Origin of the sequence: Streptomyces sp. NPDC005728 (genome assembly GCF_040630895.1) — a bacterium.
Lineage (GTDB): Bacteria > Actinomycetota > Actinomycetes > Streptomycetales > Streptomycetaceae > Streptomyces.
In genome coordinates this window covers 1-16046 of the sequence record NZ_JBEXYL010000065.1, presented here as the reverse complement: position 1 = coordinate 16046, position 16046 = coordinate 1, and the positions used below count along the sequence as shown (strand labels likewise).

The window sequence follows — 16046 nt, the reverse complement described above, 5'->3', positions numbered from 1 at the left end:
CACGCTACGGGGCCGGGGCATTTCAGTCCTGGTCGGGCTCGCGGGAGGAGTCCGGTACCGGGCGCGCGTGGGGGAGCCGGCCCGGGGCCGTCGTCGCGGGCGCCGCGCGGCGCGCCAGGCGCGGGCGTACCACCCGTAGCCACAGCAGCACCAGCAGCGCGGCGAGCGCGGCGAACGGCAGGACCGCGCCCAGGGCCAGGGCGATCCAGCGCAGCATGGTGACGAACACGTGCCAGCCGCCCGCCAACGCGTCCACGAAGCCCGGTGTGTCGTCCTCGGACGCCGCCTTCTTCACGGGCGTCTCGGACAGCGACAGGGTGATGGTCGCGAGGCTGGTGCGGTCCTTCAGGGACGCCTGCTGGGCGAGCAGCGCCTCCAGGTCCGCCTCCCGGCTGCTCAGCTCTCCCTCCAGGGTGACGACGTCGCTCAGCTTGGTCGCCCGGTCCATCAGCTCGCGGATGCGGGCCACGCTCGCCCGCTGCGACCTGATCCGGCTGTCCACGTCCACGACCTGGTCGGTGACGTCCTCCGCCTTCGCGCTGCGCTCGACCAGCTTGCCGGTGCCCTGGAGCCCGGCGAGGACCTCGTCGTACTTCGCGGTCGGCACGCGCAGCACGACCCGGGTCCGCTCGTGGCCCTCGGAGTCCCGGCTCGTGGTCTCGTTGCCGACGTAGCCGCCCGCGCTCTCGGCGGTCGTCCGGGCCTCGTCCAGGGCCTTGGGCACGTCCTTGACCTCGACGGTCAGGGAGGCGGTGCGGATGATGGCGCTCGGGGTGAGTCTGGGCGCCTTGCCGGCCGGCTTCCTGGCGTCGTACGCCTTGCCTCCGGCGGTGCCCTCCTGCGGCTGAGCGGCGTCCGCGGCGGACTTCGCCCCGCCGGCGCTCGAGTCGTTCGCGCCGCTGCACCCGGCGAGCGCCAGGGAGGCGGCGAGCAGGACCCCGGCCAGGGTCCGGACGGATCGTGCGGAACGTGGTGTGCGCATGGGCGGTACCCCCGATGACGACGACTTGTGACGCACCTTTGACGCCAGGGCCGCCCGGAACGTTGGGCATGGCCGGTTCCGATGCGGTCACGGTCCGGCCTCGTCCCGGACACCGGTCCGGGACGGGAGTGTCAGCGGGGTCTGAGAGAGTGGGGCAATGAGCGCAACGGGTACGAGCACGGGGCATGTCGTCGTCGTCGGAGCCGGTATCGCGGGGCTGGCCGCCGCCCACCGGCTGCTCGGGCGCGGGGTGCGCGTGACCGTCCTGGAGGCGTCGGACCGGGTCGGCGGCAAGCTGCTGCCCGGCGAGATCGCGGGCGTCCGGGTCGACCTCGGCGCCGAGTCGATGCTCGCCCGCCGCCCCGAGGCCGTGGCCCTCGCGCGCGAGGTCGGCCTCGCCGAGCAGCTCCGGCCACCGGCCACCGCGACCGCCTCGATCTGGACCCGCGGCGCCCTGCGCCCGATGCCCAAGGGTCATGTGATGGGCGTCCCCGGCACGGCGGCGGCCCTGGCCGGGGTGCTGTCCGAGGAGGGCCTGGCCCGCATCGGGCGCGACGCCGACCTGCCCCGCACGGAGACCGGCGACGACGTGGCCGTGGGCGAGTACGTGGCGGCGCGGCTCGGCCGTGAGGTCGTCGACCGGCTGGTCGAGCCCCTGCTGGGCGGGGTGTACGCGGGCGACGCGTACCGCATCTCGATGCGCTCGGCCGTCCCGCAGCTCTTCCAGGCGGCGCGCACCCATGACTCCCTCACCGCGGCCGTCCGCGACATCCAGGCCAAGGCCGCCGCCCACCAGCAGACCGGGCCCGTGTTCATGGGCATCGAGGGCGGGGTGGGCCGGCTGCCGCTCGCGGTCGCCGAGTCGGTGCAGGCGCGCGGCGGCGAGATCCTGACCGGGACACCGGTGCGGGAGCTGCGCCGGGGCGGGACGGCGGATCCGGGCACCACGCGCGGGTCGCGAGCCCCCGGCCGGGACGCAGAGGCAGCCGGCACCGCGGGGGCCCAGGAGGCCGACGGGACGGCGCGGCCGGACGCCGCGTGGCGCGTCGTGGCCGGTGACCACATGCTGTACGCGGACGCCGTCGTCCTCGCCGTCCCCGCCCACGCGGCCGCCGGCCTGCTGCGCGCCGAGGCCCCGGCCGCCGCGACCGAACTCGCCGCCGTCGAGTACGCCTCCATGGCCCTGGTCACCCTCGCCTACCGCCGCGCCGGCCTCGCCCTCCCCGAGGGCAGCGGCTTCCTCGTGCCGCCCGTGGACGGCCGCACCATCAAGGCGTCGACCTTCGCCTCCCAGAAGTGGGGCTGGATCGCCGACCAGGACCCGGACGTGGTCGTGCTGCGCACCTCCGTGGGGCGCCACGGCGAGACGGAGATCCTGCGGCGCGAGGACGCCGAGCTGGTCGAGGTCTCCCGGCACGACCTGCGCGAGGCCACCGGGCTGGACGCCGTTCCCGTCCGGACCCGTGTCACCCGCTGGACCGACGGACTGCCCCAGTACCCGGTGGGCCACCACGCGCGCGTGGCCCGCATCCGCGAGCACGTCGCCAAGCTGCCGGGCCTCGCGGTGTGCGGCGCGCAGTACGACGGCGTCGGCATCCCGGCCTGCATCGCGAGCGCCTACGCGGCGGTGGACCAGCTGGCGGGCGACTTCGGCGGGGTCGAGGAGCTGACGGCGAACCCGGTGCAGAGTCTGCACGGCGGAGCGGGAGAATAGGGACCATGAGTGACGACGCCCCCACCACCGAGTCCGGCAGGATCCCGAACAAGGGCAAGCTGGCCAAGGACCTCAACGAGGTCATCCGCTACACCCTGTGGTCGGTCTTCAGGCTGAAGGACGTGCTCCCGGAGGACCGCGCGGGTTACGCCGACGAGGTCCAGGAGCTGTTCGACCAGCTCGCCGCGAAGGACGTGACCATCCGTGGCACGTACGACGTCTCCGGTCTGCGCGCCGACGCCGACCTCATGATCTGGTGGCACGCCGAGACCAGCGACCAGCTCCAGGAGGCGTACAACCTCTTCCGCCGTACGAAGCTGGGCCGCGCCCTCGACCCGGTCTGGTCGAACATGGCGCTGCACCGCCCCGCCGAGTTCAACCGCTCGCACATCCCGGCGTTCCTCGCCGACGAGACGCCCCGCAACTACGTGAGCGTCTACCCGTTCGTGCGCTCCTACGACTGGTACCTGCTGCCCGACGAGGACCGCCGCCGCATGCTCGCCGACCACGGCAAGATGGCCCGCGGCTACCCGGACGTGCGCGCGAACACGGTCGCCTCGTTCTCGCTCGGCGACTACGAGTGGGTCCTGGCCTTCGAGGCCGACGAGCTGTACCGCATCGTCGACCTCATGCGCCACCTGCGCGCCTCCGAGGCCCGCATGCACGTCCGCGAGGAGGTCCCCTTCTTCACGGGGCGCCGCAAGGAAATCGCCGAGCTGGTCGCCGGGCTCGCCTAGGCGGTCCTGCCCTTCAGGGAGTCCCGCAGGGGCTGCTTGGGAGCGCCTTTCGCCCGGGTCTCGGGCCTCGGCTCCGGGTGCGGTGCGCAGGCCGCGCGCCGCCCCGGGAGCCGGCCTTCCAGCAGGTAGGTCTCCAGGTGCGCGTTCACGCACTTGTTCTTGCCGCCCCCGATCCCGTGCGTGCCCGCGTCCCGTTCGGTCACCAGGACCGAGCCGGACAGCCGCCGGTTCATCTCCAGGGCGCCCGCGTAGGGCGTGGCGGCGTCCCGTTCGGCCGCCAGGATCAGTACCCCGGGCAGCTCACCGGGTCCGGTCCGCACGTCCACCGGCTGCTGCCGGGGCGCCGGCCAGTAGGCGCACGGCAGGTTCATCCACGCGTTGTCCCAGGTCTCGAAGGGTGCCGTGCGCGCGAGCCGTGTGTTGTCGCGGTCCCAGACCTTCCAGTCCGTCGGCCAGGCCGCGTCGTTGCACTCGACCGCCGTGTACACCGCGTTGCCGTTCTCGGCCTCGGCGGCCGTCTCCTGGCTCGGCGCGGCCAGCCGGACCAGCGGCTTCGCATCGCCCTTCAGATAGGCCGACAGTGCGGCGGCCCGGCTCGGCCAGAAGTCGTCGTAGTAGCCGGCGGTGAGGAACGTGCTCTGCAACTGCCCCGGTCCGACCTTCCCGCTCGCGGCCTTCGCGGCCAGCCGGCCGCGCGCGGTGTCGTAACTGCGCTGCACCTTCGCCGCCGTGTCACCGAGCTTGTAGACCTTGTCGTGCCGGGCGATCCACTCCCGGAAGTCCGCCCAGCGGTCCTCGAACGCGGCTGACTGGTCCAGGTTGTTGCGGTACCAGACCTTCGCCGGGTCCGGGTCCACCGCGGAGTCCAGCACCATCCGCCGCAGGTGCGAGGGGAACAGCGTCGCGTACACCGCGCCGTAGTAGGTGCCGTACGACGCTCCCATGAAGGTCAGCCGGTTCTCGCCCAGCGCCGCGCGCAGGACGTCCAGGTCACGGGCGTTGTTGAGCGAGTTGTAGAACCGCAGCTTGCTGCCCGACCGCTTGGCGCAGCCGCGCGCGTACGCCTTCGCCTGGCTGATGCGCTGCTGCTTGTACTGCTCCGAGGGGTGCGTCGGCGACTCGGTGGGTGCGCTGAAGAAGTGCTTGGGGTCCACGCACGACAGCGGCGCCGAATGCTCCACCCCGCGTGGGGCGTAGCCGACCAGGTCGTAGGCGGCGGCGATCCGCTTCCACGTGGGCAGCGCGCCGACCATCGGGAAGCGCATGCCGGACCCGCCGGGGCCGCCCGGGTTGTAGACCAGGGCGCCCTGCCGGGGCACCTTCCGCTTGCTGTTGTGCGGGTCCTTGTGGGTGGCCCGCACCCGGCTGACGGTCAGTTTGATCTGACGGCCGTTCGGGTGTGCGTAGTCCAGCGGGACGCTCACCGTTCCGCACCGCATGCTCCCCGGCGCCTCCAACTCGGCGGCGCACTTGCCGAAGTTGATGCCGGCCGCGCCGGCACGCGCGGCCGCCACCGCGGTCCCGTGCAGCTCGGCCGCGCCCGGCAGCCCGGGGGCGCCGTCCGCCGGGGCCGCGGCCAGGGAGGTCAGGAGCAAGGATCCGGCGGCCGAGTACAGGGCGGCAGTTCTCATCGGGTATCCCTTCGGTGCGCGGCGGCGATGGCACGGCTGCCACGGCCCGCGACGACAAAAGGGATGTTTCGTTCGACCGCCTGCGAAGGCAAGCACCGCCCGGCGGGTGTCGCCGTCAATGCCCCCTATGCGCCCCCGAGGATCGGCCTCACTCCCGCCAGGGCTGGTCGCGGTGGGTGAAGGCCGCGCGTAGCTGCGGCTCGCCGATCGCACGGACGCCGCGTACGGCGACGGAGGTGAGGAAGGACCGCTCGTCGCCGGCGGCCGGCCCGGGGGTGAGTGAGCCCAGCAGCCGCTGTCCCGCCGGGGAGGCCCAGCGCGAGTACGGATGCGCCTCGACCCGGGCGAGGACCAGGCAGCTCAGGGTGAGCGTGAGGGGCAGCGCGAACCACAGGGCGACGAGGAGGCGGGGCATCCCGGTCTGAGCGGGCATCAGCAGCGCGGTCAGGCCCAGCGCGAGCACGGCCAGTGCGGCGGCCCGGACCTGGCGGACCCCGTCCGCCACGCTCGTCCGCGCGCCGTCGGGCACCGCGAGACCCGCGCGCACCAGCCCGTCGGCGAGCCGCCCTACGGCCTCGGCACCGGCCGCGGTGGCGCGCACCGGCGCTATCCGGGACTGCCCCTCGGGCCCGATGGCTCCTATGACGGACTGCTCGATCTCGTCGCGGCCCTGCGGGTCCACCACCGTGGCCCACCCGGTGTGCGCGAGCAGCAGTCGCCGTTGCCGGGCCATGGAGACCATGGTCACATCGGCGACCCGCCGGGGGCCGCCCGACAGGAAGGCCGCCTCGTACAGCGTCAGAGCGTGCCCGCGGTCCGCGGTGGTGTCGTCCGTGTCGGCGGCCGCGGCGCGTACGGCGGCCAGGCACAGCCTGGTACACGCGAGGCCGGCGAACCCCCAGGCCAGGAGCAGCAGTAGGACCCAGAACATGACGTGTTTCTATGCCAGGGTCCTGGGAAACGCCATGCCCTGTTCACTATGCGGACCGAGTGTTGTCGGTATGTGACGTTCCGTTTTTCCCGCAGTTCAGGGGCTGTTCGCCGACGGCGGGCCGGAGACGGCGGGCGGCAGGGCGTACGTCGTGGAGGGCGCGGCGGACGGCGAGGCGGCCGCCGAGGGCGCGACCGGAACCACGGAGGCGGGGTCGACCGCCGAAGGCGTGGGCACGGGGGTCACAGACGCCGCGAGGTCCCGGGCCAGCGCGGAGAAGTCGACGTACCCGGTCGCCTCCAGGACCTTGATGTGGTCCAGCACGGTCGCGTTGGCGTCGTCGGCCAGATCGCGGACCAGTGAGTTCTGGGTGCCCGCGCGGACCTGGGCGACCAGCGAGAACACCCGGCCGTGGGCGAGCCGCAGAATGTCGGCGAACTGGCGGTCGAAGGTCTGCCCCTGTGCCGCGTTCAGGGTCGTGAGCCACTGCTTCTGCTGCGCGTTGGGCTCGTTGGGCAGGGGCACGCCGAGCTGGGTGGCGACGGTGCGGACGTGCGCGTCGAGGGAGGTGTGCCCGTCGATCAGATGCTGCCCCGCGTCGCGTACGGCCTGGGTGGTGCCCTTCCGTTCGGCCAGCTGACCGGCGGGCAGTTCCCACAGGCCCGCGAGGCGGACCTTGGTGACGAAGTCCCGGTCCTGCGCGGACAGCGGGCCGTACGGGGTCGTCACGGTCTGCGCGCTGAGGATGTTCGCGCCGGTCGTCTGCGGTCGGTCGGCGTAGGACCAGAGCGGGAAGAGCAGCGCGGCGGCTGTCGCGCCGAGGGCCAGGACTATGAGTCCGGTCCCGTTGAACATGCCTCGGCCCTTGACGGGGGGTCGCGGTCTCATGGTGCCTCCTGCACCGCACGCGAGGGTGCTTCGGGTGCGGGCTTGGCATATTACTGCGGAGTTCGGGGTGGGTCGGCCCAGCGCCGTCGGCCGTAGGAACCAGGGCCGGCGGCACTCTGCCGGCGCCCCCGCCCCGCTCAGCCCCTCCTCAGCAGCGTCCTCGCCCGCTCCGCGAGTCCGGGGGACCGCGGGGCCGGGCCCGCGCGGTGCAGCCACCACTGCCGCAGCTCGCGCCGCACCCGCGCGTCCTGTGGCCGCCCGGTCTTCAGCAGCTGACCCACGAAGTCCAGCGCATCCCGCCGATACCCCCCGTGCATCGGCCGCACCCGCGCATACCCGAGGAACGCCTCCCGGTACCCCTCCCCGAGAATCACCGGCACCTCGGGCGCCACCTTCGCCACCACGTCCGCCCGCTTCGCCGCGAGCGCACGCGCCTGCACCCCCATCCGCACCCGGTCGAAACCCTCCGGCACGGGCGTCCCGGCCACCAGCGAGGACAGCACCGCGGCCTGGGCGACGCCGAGCCGCTCCCGGGCGCGGGGCGGGGCCAGGACGGCGACGCCCCCGGCCGCTGCGGCGGCAGCCGGGGCCGCCGTCCCCCCGGACGGCGTCACCGCCTCCACAGCTGCGCGAATCGCCCCCAACTCCCGCTCCAGCTCGGCCGGTTCGGGGAAGTTCTCGTCGCGCTCCAGCAGCACGCCGGGCGGCGCGGCCCGGGACGCGAGGTCGGTCAGGATGTCGAGCACCGGACGCGGTACGGGGTGCGCGTGGCTGTCGTGCCAGACGCCGTCCCGCTCGAAGCCGCCCGCGACATGGACGTAGGCGAGCGCCTCCAGGGGCAGCGCGGCGAGCGCCTCGGCCGGGTCCTCGCCCCGGTTGACGTGGTTGGTGTGGAGGTTGGCCACATCGATGAGCAGCCGTACCCCGGTCCGTTCGACCAGCTCGGCCAGGAACTGCCCCTCGGTCAGCTCCTCGCCCGGCCAGGAGAACAGCGCGGCGATGTTCTCCAGGGCCAGCGGCACCGGCAGCGCGTCCTGCGCGATCCGCACGTTCTCGCACAGCACGTCGAGCGCGTCCCGGGTGCGCGGCACGGGCAGCAGATGGCCCGCCTCCAGGTGCGGGGAGGCGGTGAGCGCGCCGCCCGCCCGTACGAACGCGATGTGCTCGCTGACCAGCGGCGCGCCGAGCGCCTCCGCCCGCTCGGCGAGCGCCGTCAGCCGGTCCTCGTCGGGCCGGTCCGCGCCGCCGAGGCCGAGGGAGACGCCGTGCGGGATCACGGTCACCCCGCGCTCGCGCAGCCGCAGGAGGGAGTCCGGGAGATGGCCGGGGCAGACGTTCTCCGCCACGACCTCCACCCAGTCGATGCCCGGCATGCGCTCCACGGCGTCCGCGATCTCCGGCCGCCAGCCGATTCCCGTGCCCAGTCGCCGCATGGCTCCTCCGTCCCCTCCCTCGAATGACGGGGATATGGCCCCGGCGGACTCCCCCGAACCCCCGTCCGTGCGCGTTCAGAGCAACATTTGAGGTTCCGGGCCCCGCCCGCCTTCCACCGCCGTACGGGCCACTCCTGCGGGACCCGGCCCAGCAGGAGGCGTCGAGAAGGTGCTGTGGCAGCACCGGGCGGCCCCGAGGCCTGCGGCGACGTCCCGACCGCCGGGTGCGGTTGCCCCGGTCGATCCCGCCCGACGGGACCCGCCACCCGGCTTTCCCTATCGCAGCGCCGGATGATCGGCGACCACGGTGCACGAGCCCGGCGCGATCTCGGTGTCCTCCGGCTCCGGCACCCAGGCCCCCACCATCACCGCGACCCTGGCCAGCGCGTCCACGGGCATCTCCGGCGTGATGCGCGTCCGGGAAGCCAGCTCGGACGTCAACGCCTCGCCCCAGAGCGTGTTCCCACCCCGCAACCTGGTGTCGGCAACTGGCCTCACCGGCGACGACATCACGACCATCACCCTCCTCCGGCAGGTCGACGGCAACCTGGCCCCGGTGCGGGCGGCGAGCGGGGTCGACGTGACAGGCCAGGCCTCGTTCCTGCGAGTCGACGCCGAGCAGCCCTTCGGGATCTCGCTGAACTACGCGGCCGTCCTGACCGACGTCAACGGCGCACAGTGGACCGTCTACTCCGGGCCCATCACTTCAACCGTGACCAGCGACGTGGTATCCGACGCGATCCGCGGCGTCGGCGCCGCTGTGCGGATCGAGTCACCGCTCGAGTGGAAGCGAGACCGCGACAGCAGCCAGTTCAACGTCGGCGGCCGCATCGTCGTCGTCGGCCGGCCACGGTCGGCACGGTCCGGGACGCTCACGGTTCGCACGGAGAGCGACGACGCCGGCGACGACCTGAACGACGTCCTCGACAACGCCACCGAGGGCGTCTTGCTCGTGCGCAAGCAAGTCAGCCTGTCGCGGCTGGACGGCACGTACGCGCTGCTCGACGACACCGAGTCCCCGAACTGGTACGACGAGTTCCGCTGGTTCGCGCTGTCCGTCGTCAAGTCGGACGACTGGCCGGACGTGATGGAAGCCGCGGGCTTCACCCTCCAGGACATCGCGAACAACTTCTCCACGCTGGCCGACATCGCCGCGTTCTTCACGACGAACCTGCTGGCCATGGCCCAGTACGACTTCGGGCCCTGACATGCTCGACATGTCCGCCACTGCGCTCGCCGTCGTGCAAGGCAGCTACACCATGTCCCTGCGCGCCGAGTCCTGGCTTGACGGCCAGCTGCTCGCCGACGACATCCCCATCTCAGACGGCGGCGAGAGCCGTGACCGCTCTCTGAGCGTGCCGGAGCAGATCAGCCTCACGATTCCTCGGCGCGACCGGGGCTTCGACTGGGACCCGGGCACAGACCCATCCCACCCGCTCGCCGCATACGGGCAGATGCTCAGGATCGACTACGGGGTGGACATCGGCGGCACCATGGAGTGGGTCAACCGCGGATGGTTCCTGGTCACGGAGTCGAGCAGCGACGGCGACACCGTCTCCGTGAACTGTGCCGGCTTGCTCGCCCTCGTCGACGAAGCAAAGCTCGCGGCACCGTTCCAGCCGAGTTCGACGGACACCCTGGCCTCTGTGGTCCGCGGGCTCGTCGAGCCCGCCCTCACCGTGATGGTCGACGGGACCCTCGTTGACCGGGCGGTGCCGCTCGGCATGCAGTGGGACAGCGACCGGCTCGGCGCCGTCGTCGAAGTCCTCAACGCCTGGGGCGCTGCGGAACGCGTCACCGAGGACGGCTTCCTGATGATCGAGCCAGTGAGTGACGCTGGAAGCCCGGTCCTCAGCATCACCGACGACCGCGACACCGGCACAGTCGTCCGTTGGCAGGGAGCCACCAGCCGCGACGGCGCCTTCAACTGCGTGGTGGCCCAGGGCGAGGACTCGGTCGGCAACCAGCTGCAAGGTGTGGCCTACGACGCGGACGGCACCAGCCCCTACCGGTTCGGTGGCCCGTTCAACCCGCTGCCGGTGCCCTACCTGTACCAGTCCTCGCTGCTGACGACGGTCGCGCAGTGCCGCACGGCGGCCGCGGCCCAGCTGAAGCTGCTGCGCCGACAGGCTTTCCGGAAGTTGCAGGTCACGATGGTGCCGCATCCAGGCCTGGTGACCGGCGACATTGTGTCTGTCACCGGCGCCGGCCTGACCAACGCGCGCTGCGCTATCGAGCAGCTGTCCCTGCCCTACTCGCCCGGCGAGCAGAGCCTGACCGTGCGCGTGCTGTAGGGGGCGACGATGGCCGACTTCGCGGACACACGCGTGTCGACAGCCGGGCTGGGAACGGCTTTGGGCACCGCGCAGACCGCGCCGGCATCGGGCGCCTGCCTTGTGACGGTCGGCGGGATCACGGTCACGGCTCGGGTGGCCACCGGGCTCACCGTCGCTGCCGGGAACATCGTGCTCTTGGCCCGACTGCGCAGCACCTACTACGTCACCCAGGTGGTTCCGGCTGCGCCGACGTCGACCCCTGCCCCTCCTCCTCCACCGGATACCGCACCACCTGACACCGGCGACGCCCCACCGGCGCCAAAGCCCACGGTCAGGACCGGCACGCTTACGTGCGTGCCAACCGCGACTGCCTGTTTCCGGGATGGCAGTTGGCGCAGTGACGGCGACCCGACGAACAGCTTCGACCTGTACCAGGGGCGCTACGGCGGATCCTCGTTCGGCCGCAACACCGGCTGCGCGTTCTATGGCAGTAAGCCCCACACACTGGCGGGCGCCACCTGCACCAAGGCCACGGTGAAGATCAAGCGGCTCTCGGCGGGCGACTATTCGGCCCGCTCCGCCACGCTGAGGCTCGTCACCCAGACGACTAGGCCGGGTGGAGCACCGACGCTCAACGAAACCACGAGCGGGCCGTCCCTGAAGATCGGCGACTCGTCGACCTTCGTGCTCCCCACCTCGTGGGGCCAGTCGCTGATCGACGGCACCCGTGGCGGCATCGCCATCAACGTCAGCAGCGACGACCCGTACATCCACCTCGCCGGGCGCGGCTCCTGGTCCGCCGCCTTCACGGTCTCGATCTCCTGGAGGCGCTCGTCATGACCGCGAACACGAGCAAGGGCATCACCTACCCCCAGTCGACGGACCACACCCGGCTGTGGGAGCACTTCCAGACCCTCGCCACGACCGCCGACGGGATCATCTTCGGCAACATCGACCGTCAGGTCTTCACCGCCAACGGCACATGGACGCGCCCTGCGAACGCCATCAGGGTCTTCGTGCAAGTACAGGCCGCGGGTGGCGGCTCCGGGGGGGCCCTCGACCACCTCTGGACAGGCGGCCTGCGCGGCTGGTGGCAGCGGTGGCGAATACGCCGAAGGCTGGCTCACACCCGCCACGACCGGCAGCACCGTCGCGGTCACCGTCGGCACAGGCGGAGCCGGTGGTGCCGCAGGCAACAACTCGGGAAGCGACGGCGGCGGCTCCAGCTTCGGTTCCCTCATCACCTGCAACGGGGGCGGCGGATCCGCAGGCATGGCAGCCACCTCATCCAGCGCCAGCGTCGGCGCATCCAACGGCGGCAGCGGCGGCACCGGCGGCGACCTCCACATCCCCGGCGGTGACGGCGGAAACGGCCAGGTCATCACCGGCTTGCCCGTCAAGTACAACAACGGCGGCACGGCCCACTTGGGCAGCCTGCGCCGAGCCAGCGGTGTTTCCTCAACCACCACCACAGGCTTCAACGGCTACAGCTACGGCGGTGGTGCATCCGGGCCTGCGAACGGCGCCTCCCAGTCGGCCGTAGCGGGCAGCACCGGCGCCCCCGGCATCGTCATCGTCACCACCTACACCGCATAGGAGCAGGCATGCCCCTCGACACCCCGGAGACCACGCAGTCTGACGTCACCTGGACAGCATCCGGCCGGCTCAACGCACAGAGCACGACCAGCTTCCAGCTGCACATCACCACCGAGGGCGCACCGCAGACCGAGGCCGAGGGCGACGCGCTCCTCCAGCAGCTGGTCGACCTGCTCAGCACGAGGTTCGTCGGTGTCACGGGCACCAAGGGCTACACGGCCTACACCACCCGGAACATGACGCTGTCGCCCTGACCTGCACCGTCCGCTCATCTCAACGCCCCTGCCTGTGGGGCTTTTTTCATGCCTGGAGGGGCGTCTTGATCATCACCTTCCGTGGCGGCCGCCTCCCCGATGACCCGGACCGGCCGCACCTGAAGCTCACGCGCGTCCTCGCCCGCGGGCTCCCCGCGCCGCCGGTGCCCGCGGACTGGCTCAGCCCGGTCCCGGCCGACGCGTGGGGGATGCTCGGCAACGACGAGGTCGGCGACTGCACGTGTGCGGGGGTGGCGCACAAGCGGATCGGGGATGCCTACGTCAACCAGGGCCGCCACCTGGACATCAGCACCGCCGACGTCCTGAAGCTGTACACGCACTTCGGGTACCGGCCCGGCGACCCGAGCACCGACCAGGGCGCCGTCTGCCAGGACGTCCTCGCCTACTGGCACCGGTACGGCTTCCGGGGTGAGAGGAACCTCGGCTACGCCCGGATCGACGTCGGCGACCACCGCGAACTGAAGCAGGCCATCCACCTGTTCGGGCAGGTCTACGTCGGCGTCACCATCACGCAGTCCGCCGAGGACCAGTTCAACGGCGACGAGGTGTGGGACGTGACGCGTCGCTCACCGGTGCTCGGCGGCCACTGCATCAGCCTCGGCGCGTACAACGAGCACGGCCTGGACGCCGTCACCCGGGGCCGCGTGCAGCGGCTCACCTGGCGCTGGTGGGACGTCTACGGCGACGAAGCATGGGTGGTGTTCAACCCGCGGGACTTCCTCGACCCCAAGACCGGCCGAGACCGCGACGGTCTCGACCTGGCCACGCTGCGCGCCGACTACACCGCGCTCACCGGCAGCCCCCTTCCCCTCGCCGCCTGAACGGAGGCCGCCATGGACTTCCCCCTGTGGCTGTGGGCCATCCCAGCCGGATCCTTCGCCGTCCTCGAGGGCCTCGCCATCGCCAACCGGCGGCGGGGCGACACCGCGAGCGAGCTGCTGCGCCAGCTGGCCGGCATCAAGCCCGTCCGGCCGTGGCGGCCGGTTGGCGTCGCCGTCATCGCCACCTTCTGCGCGTGGCTCGCCCACCACCTGATCGGAGGCTGACCGCCATGCCTGTTCCCACACCCGGCCGCGTCGTGCTGTACCGGCTGGCCGAGGAAGACGTTCGGCGCATCACCCATGACCGCGCCCACCACGGTCTGAACGGCAACTTCGTCCGCGCGGGCGACTCCTACCCGGCGATCGTCGTGAGGACGTTCCCCAGCAACCCGGCCGGCGTCGCCAACCTCAAGGTTCTCCTGGACGGCGAGGACACCCTGTGGGTGACCTCCCGGCACCAGGGCACCGAGGTCGGCACCTGGTTCTGGCCGGAGCGCGTGTGATGGCCCGCCACGACCCGACCGAGCTTGCGCAGGCCGCATATCTGGCGTACGGCCAGGCCACCGGCGGCAAGAACTACCGCGGTGAGCAGATGCCGCCCTGGGAAGACCTGGGCTCCACTATTCAGACGGCCTGGGAGGTCGCCGCCGAGGCCATCGCCCGCACGGTCCTCGGGCTCGGCGGCCAGCAGGCACATGGGGAGTCCCGATGATCAAGGGCATCGACGTCTCCAACTACCAGTCCTCGGCCTACAGCCTGGACGGCGTCGACTTCGTGTTGGTCAAGGCCACCCAGTCGACGAGCTATGTGAACCCCAAGCACGGTGACCAGGTCCAGCGAGCCCGCAGCAACGGCCGTGTCGTCGGGCACTATCACTACCTGACGGCGACGCCGGGGATGACGGCGCAGATGGACTACTTCCTGGCCCACGCGGCGCCGCGCCCGGGCGAGGTCCTCGCCGTCGACTGGGAAGAGGCCGGCGTCTCGTGCGCGGAGAAGGACGCCGCGATCAAGTACCTGCGCAGCAAGGCCGGCGGCCGCAGGGTGCTCCTGTACTGCTCGCAGTCGTACTGGACGGGCCGGGACACCAGCTCGTATGCCGGGGATGGCCTGTGGGTCGCCCAGTACAACGGCAAGCCCGGCCAGCCCAGCATCACGGCTCCGTGGCTGCTCCACCAGTACACGGACAGCCTCGTGGACACCAGCGTCGCGGTCTTCGCAAGCCGCGCGGAAATGGCCGCGTGGGCGGCCGGAGAGGACCCCGACATGGCATTCAGCGACACCGACGTGGCCAAGGTGGCCGACGCCGTGGTGGCAAAGCTGCTCGCAGGCGGCGGCGCCCTGGAGGGCAGCGACCTAACCCGCATCTGGGGCGCGGACGTCATCCCCGCAGCCCGCCCGCCGTACGCCAACACGGACTACGACACCAACAAGACCTGGACCGCGTCGTACACGCAGCAGACCCAGGTCGAGGGCATCCGGGAGACCCTCGCCCGCGTGAAGGCGCTCCAGGCCGCGCTCGCCGCGCTCGACCCGGTCGCCCTGGAGGCCGCCCTCGTGGCCAAGCTCAACGGCCTCAAGGTCGAGGTCACCGTCACCGAACCGCAGGAGGGCTGAACCATGAGGGTCTCGCAGTACTGGAAGGCCGTCGCGGCCGCCGTTGCCGCTGGCGCTGGATCCCTGGGCACCGCCATGGGCGACGGCACCCTGACCGCACCCGAGATCGTCACCGCCGTGCTGGTCACCCTCGGCGCGGCCGGGCTCACCTCGGTGGTGCCGAACCGGGAGCCCAAGGACTTGGCGTGACCGCGGCCCCGGACCCGACGGCGAATGTCGCTGTTGAGCTGGCGCAGCTACGAGGGGAGATCAACACGGGTCTGGCCGACATCAAAGGCACGCTCGGCGTCCTCGTCGAGCGAACGAACCGAACCGATGCCGACCTCGGCCGTCTTCGCGTGGACACGGAGGCCGAACTGAAGAAGCGGGACGACGAGATCAAGGCTCTCCGCGCAGACGTGGAAGACCTGAAGAAGGCCCGCTGGCCACTCGCTCAGATCGCCTCTCTCGTCGGGGTGGGCGGTCTGGTCGCAGCGGTCGTCGCGTTCTTCGCCCACTGACCCAGCCGACTCCGAGCCCCCGTCGCCTTCGGGGATGCTGTTGGCGAATGCTCAGCGGGGCTCCTATGCGTCGAACCGTGCGACGGGGGAGATCGCCCGCAAAGCGGCTCGACGGCGTGGAGGAGACGCCGCCAACTGGGCGACGAATACTCAGTACAGGCGCTGATCGCGGTACATCTACTCCCAAAAGCCCCAAACCTAAGGAGTAGTGCCATGAGTCTGTCCGACTTCGGCAAGGCCGCAGGAAAGATGCGCGACGCGACGCACAAGGCTCTCGGAGGCAAGAACGCTTCCGGACTGGAACACAAGGTCATCACGGCCAAGGGGAGCGGGAAGGTCGAGGTCCAGGCGCCTGACGGCTTCATCGTCACCGGTGGTGGCTGGCGCTACCCAGACCTGGTCCCTGAGGAGGGGATTCGCGCCAGCTACCCGTCCCCCGACGGCAAGACCTGGACGGTTGAGATCGACCAGGTGGACCGTGGCGGCGCCGACAAGGAGGTAATCGCGGAGTTCACCGCCTACGCAGTGTGCGTCCGCGCCGGCGGCTGAGCCTCGATCCAGGACGCGGTGTACGGCTTGCGCGCGATGTCGAGCATGAAGCCGCGCACCGGCTTCGCGGGCTCGTCGCGTACGACGCCCTCCGGG

General features: G+C 71.7%; 20 protein-coding genes. 15 read left to right on the top strand and 5 right to left on the bottom strand.

Annotation, left to right across the window (positions count from 1 at the left end):
- Positions 1–22: 22 nt before the first annotated feature.
- The gene (locus tag ABZ471_RS33070) at positions 23–982 is read right to left on the bottom strand and encodes a DUF4349 domain-containing protein (RefSeq protein WP_359071645.1); all 960 of its coding nucleotides are present in this window, start codon (positions 980–982) and stop codon (positions 23–25) included.
- Positions 983–1139: 157 nt separating this feature from the next.
- On the opposite strand from ABZ471_RS33070, the gene hemG reads away from it, so the two are divergent.
- The gene (gene hemG / locus ABZ471_RS33065; RefSeq protein WP_359071643.1) at positions 1140–2696 is read left to right on the top strand and encodes a protoporphyrinogen oxidase; all 1557 of its coding nucleotides are present in this window, start codon (positions 1140–1142) and stop codon (positions 2694–2696) included.
- 5 nt (positions 2697–2701) lie between these two features.
- Positions 2702–3433, top strand: a complete 732-nt coding sequence (gene hemQ, locus ABZ471_RS33060; protein WP_359071642.1) for a hydrogen peroxide-dependent heme synthase — start codon at positions 2702–2704, stop codon at positions 3431–3433.
- Here hemQ and ABZ471_RS33055 read toward each other — a convergent pair.
- From ABZ471_RS33055 to ABZ471_RS33040, 4 genes are all read right to left on the bottom strand, one after another.
- Positions 3430–5064, bottom strand: a complete 1635-nt coding sequence (locus tag ABZ471_RS33055; RefSeq protein WP_359071640.1) for an alpha/beta hydrolase — start codon at positions 5062–5064, stop codon at positions 3430–3432. The genes hemQ and ABZ471_RS33055 overlap by 4 nt on opposite strands.
- 148 nt (positions 5065–5212) lie before the next feature.
- Positions 5213–5995, bottom strand: a complete 783-nt coding sequence (locus tag ABZ471_RS33050) for a TIGR04222 domain-containing membrane protein (protein ID WP_359071638.1) — start codon at positions 5993–5995, stop codon at positions 5213–5215.
- Positions 5996–6091: 96 nt separating this feature from the next.
- Positions 6092–6883, bottom strand: coding sequence for a DUF4142 domain-containing protein (locus tag ABZ471_RS33045; protein ID WP_359071637.1), 792 nt, complete (start codon positions 6881–6883; stop codon positions 6092–6094).
- Positions 6884–7020: 137 nt separating this feature from the next.
- Positions 7021–8316 (bottom strand): DUF692 domain-containing protein, encoded by a 1296-nt coding sequence (locus ABZ471_RS33040; protein WP_359071636.1) that lies wholly within the window; start codon positions 8314–8316, stop codon positions 7021–7023.
- Between the two features lie 307 nt (positions 8317–8623).
- On the opposite strand from ABZ471_RS33040, the gene ABZ471_RS33035 reads away from it, so the two are divergent.
- From ABZ471_RS33035 to ABZ471_RS32975, 13 genes are all read left to right on the top strand, one after another.
- Positions 8624–9523: a hypothetical protein gene (locus ABZ471_RS33035; RefSeq protein WP_359071635.1), complete on the top strand. Its 900-nt coding sequence runs from the start codon at positions 8624–8626 to the stop codon at positions 9521–9523.
- Between the two features lie 10 nt (positions 9524–9533).
- Positions 9534–10610 carry a DUF5047 domain-containing protein gene (locus tag ABZ471_RS33030; protein ID WP_359071634.1) on the top strand — a complete coding sequence of 359 codons (1077 nt, stop codon included), beginning with the start codon at positions 9534–9536 and terminating at the stop codon, positions 10608–10610.
- Positions 10611–10619: 9 nt separating this feature from the next.
- A complete protein-coding gene (locus ABZ471_RS33025) occupies positions 10620–11432 on the top strand; it encodes a hypothetical protein (protein ID WP_359071633.1) in 813 nt (270 codons plus the stop codon).
- A gap of 432 nt (positions 11433–11864) precedes the next feature.
- Entirely contained in the window at positions 11865–12188 is a 324-nt protein-coding gene (locus tag ABZ471_RS33020; protein WP_359071632.1) for a hypothetical protein, read from the top strand.
- An 8-nt stretch (positions 12189–12196) separates the two neighbouring features.
- Positions 12197–12442: a hypothetical protein gene (locus ABZ471_RS33015; RefSeq protein ID WP_359071630.1), complete on the top strand. Its 246-nt coding sequence runs from the start codon at positions 12197–12199 to the stop codon at positions 12440–12442.
- 65 nt (positions 12443–12507) lie between these two features.
- A complete protein-coding gene (locus ABZ471_RS33010; protein ID WP_359071629.1) occupies positions 12508–13284 on the top strand; it encodes a hypothetical protein in 777 nt (258 codons plus the stop codon).
- A 12-nt stretch (positions 13285–13296) separates the two neighbouring features.
- A complete protein-coding gene (locus ABZ471_RS33005) occupies positions 13297–13509 on the top strand; it encodes a hypothetical protein (RefSeq protein WP_359071627.1) in 213 nt (70 codons plus the stop codon).
- A 5-nt stretch (positions 13510–13514) separates the two neighbouring features.
- Positions 13515–13787 carry a hypothetical protein gene (locus ABZ471_RS33000; protein WP_359071626.1) on the top strand — a complete coding sequence of 91 codons (273 nt, stop codon included), beginning with the start codon at positions 13515–13517 and terminating at the stop codon, positions 13785–13787.
- Positions 13787–13996 carry a hypothetical protein gene (locus ABZ471_RS32995; protein ID WP_359071624.1) on the top strand — a complete coding sequence of 70 codons (210 nt, stop codon included), beginning with the start codon at positions 13787–13789 and terminating at the stop codon, positions 13994–13996. Before ABZ471_RS33000 ends, ABZ471_RS32995 begins: the two co-directional genes overlap by 1 nt.
- The gene (locus ABZ471_RS32990; protein WP_359071623.1) at positions 13993–14901 is read left to right on the top strand and encodes a glycoside hydrolase family 25 protein; all 909 of its coding nucleotides are present in this window, start codon (positions 13993–13995) and stop codon (positions 14899–14901) included. Before ABZ471_RS32995 ends, ABZ471_RS32990 begins: the two co-directional genes overlap by 4 nt.
- Positions 14902–14904: 3 nt before the next feature.
- A complete protein-coding gene (locus tag ABZ471_RS32985; protein WP_359071621.1) occupies positions 14905–15090 on the top strand; it encodes a hypothetical protein in 186 nt (61 codons plus the stop codon).
- The gene (locus ABZ471_RS32980; protein WP_359071620.1) at positions 15087–15401 is read left to right on the top strand and encodes a hypothetical protein; all 315 of its coding nucleotides are present in this window, start codon (positions 15087–15089) and stop codon (positions 15399–15401) included. The genes ABZ471_RS32985 and ABZ471_RS32980 overlap by 4 nt, the downstream gene beginning before the upstream one ends.
- Before the next feature lie 213 nt (positions 15402–15614).
- Entirely contained in the window at positions 15615–15950 is a 336-nt protein-coding gene (locus tag ABZ471_RS32975; RefSeq protein ID WP_359071618.1) for a hypothetical protein, read from the top strand.
- Positions 15951–16046 lie beyond the last annotated feature (96 nt).

What these genes read in the sequence shown, in the direction of transcription:
- ABZ471_RS33005 (WP_359071627.1), top strand. Translation starts at nt 13,297, where the DNA reads ATGGACTTCCCCCTGTGGCTGTGGGCCATCCCAGCCGGATCCTTCGCC.
- hemG (WP_359071643.1), top strand. Translation starts at nt 1,140, where the DNA reads ATGAGCGCAACGGGTACGAGCACGGGGCATGTCGTCGTCGTCGGAGCC.
- hemQ (WP_359071642.1), top strand. Translation starts at nt 2,702, where the DNA reads ATGAGTGACGACGCCCCCACCACCGAGTCCGGCAGGATCCCGAACAAG.
- ABZ471_RS32995 (WP_359071624.1), top strand. Translation starts at nt 13,787, where the DNA reads ATGGCCCGCCACGACCCGACCGAGCTTGCGCAGGCCGCATATCTGGCG.
- ABZ471_RS33030 (WP_359071634.1), top strand. Translation starts at nt 9,534, where the DNA reads ATGTCCGCCACTGCGCTCGCCGTCGTGCAAGGCAGCTACACCATGTCC.
- ABZ471_RS33015 (WP_359071630.1), top strand. Translation starts at nt 12,197, where the DNA reads ATGCCCCTCGACACCCCGGAGACCACGCAGTCTGACGTCACCTGGACA.
- ABZ471_RS33045 (WP_359071637.1), bottom strand. Translation starts at nt 6,883, where the DNA reads ATGAGACCGCGACCCCCCGTCAAGGGCCGAGGCATGTTCAACGGGACC.
- ABZ471_RS33070 (WP_359071645.1), bottom strand. Translation starts at nt 982, where the DNA reads ATGCGCACACCACGTTCCGCACGATCCGTCCGGACCCTGGCCGGGGTC.
- ABZ471_RS33055 (WP_359071640.1), bottom strand. Translation starts at nt 5,064, where the DNA reads ATGAGAACTGCCGCCCTGTACTCGGCCGCCGGATCCTTGCTCCTGACC.
- ABZ471_RS32975 (WP_359071618.1), top strand. Translation starts at nt 15,615, where the DNA reads ATGAGTCTGTCCGACTTCGGCAAGGCCGCAGGAAAGATGCGCGACGCG.
- ABZ471_RS33020 (WP_359071632.1), top strand. Translation starts at nt 11,865, where the DNA reads ATGGCAGCCACCTCATCCAGCGCCAGCGTCGGCGCATCCAACGGCGGC.
- ABZ471_RS33000 (WP_359071626.1), top strand. Translation starts at nt 13,515, where the DNA reads ATGCCTGTTCCCACACCCGGCCGCGTCGTGCTGTACCGGCTGGCCGAG.
- ABZ471_RS33025 (WP_359071633.1), top strand. Translation starts at nt 10,620, where the DNA reads ATGGCCGACTTCGCGGACACACGCGTGTCGACAGCCGGGCTGGGAACG.
- ABZ471_RS32990 (WP_359071623.1), top strand. Translation starts at nt 13,993, where the DNA reads ATGATCAAGGGCATCGACGTCTCCAACTACCAGTCCTCGGCCTACAGC.
- ABZ471_RS32985 (WP_359071621.1), top strand. Translation starts at nt 14,905, where the DNA reads ATGAGGGTCTCGCAGTACTGGAAGGCCGTCGCGGCCGCCGTTGCCGCT.
- ABZ471_RS33040 (WP_359071636.1), bottom strand. Translation starts at nt 8,316, where the DNA reads ATGCGGCGACTGGGCACGGGAATCGGCTGGCGGCCGGAGATCGCGGAC.
- ABZ471_RS33050 (WP_359071638.1), bottom strand. Translation starts at nt 5,995, where the DNA reads ATGTTCTGGGTCCTACTGCTGCTCCTGGCCTGGGGGTTCGCCGGCCTC.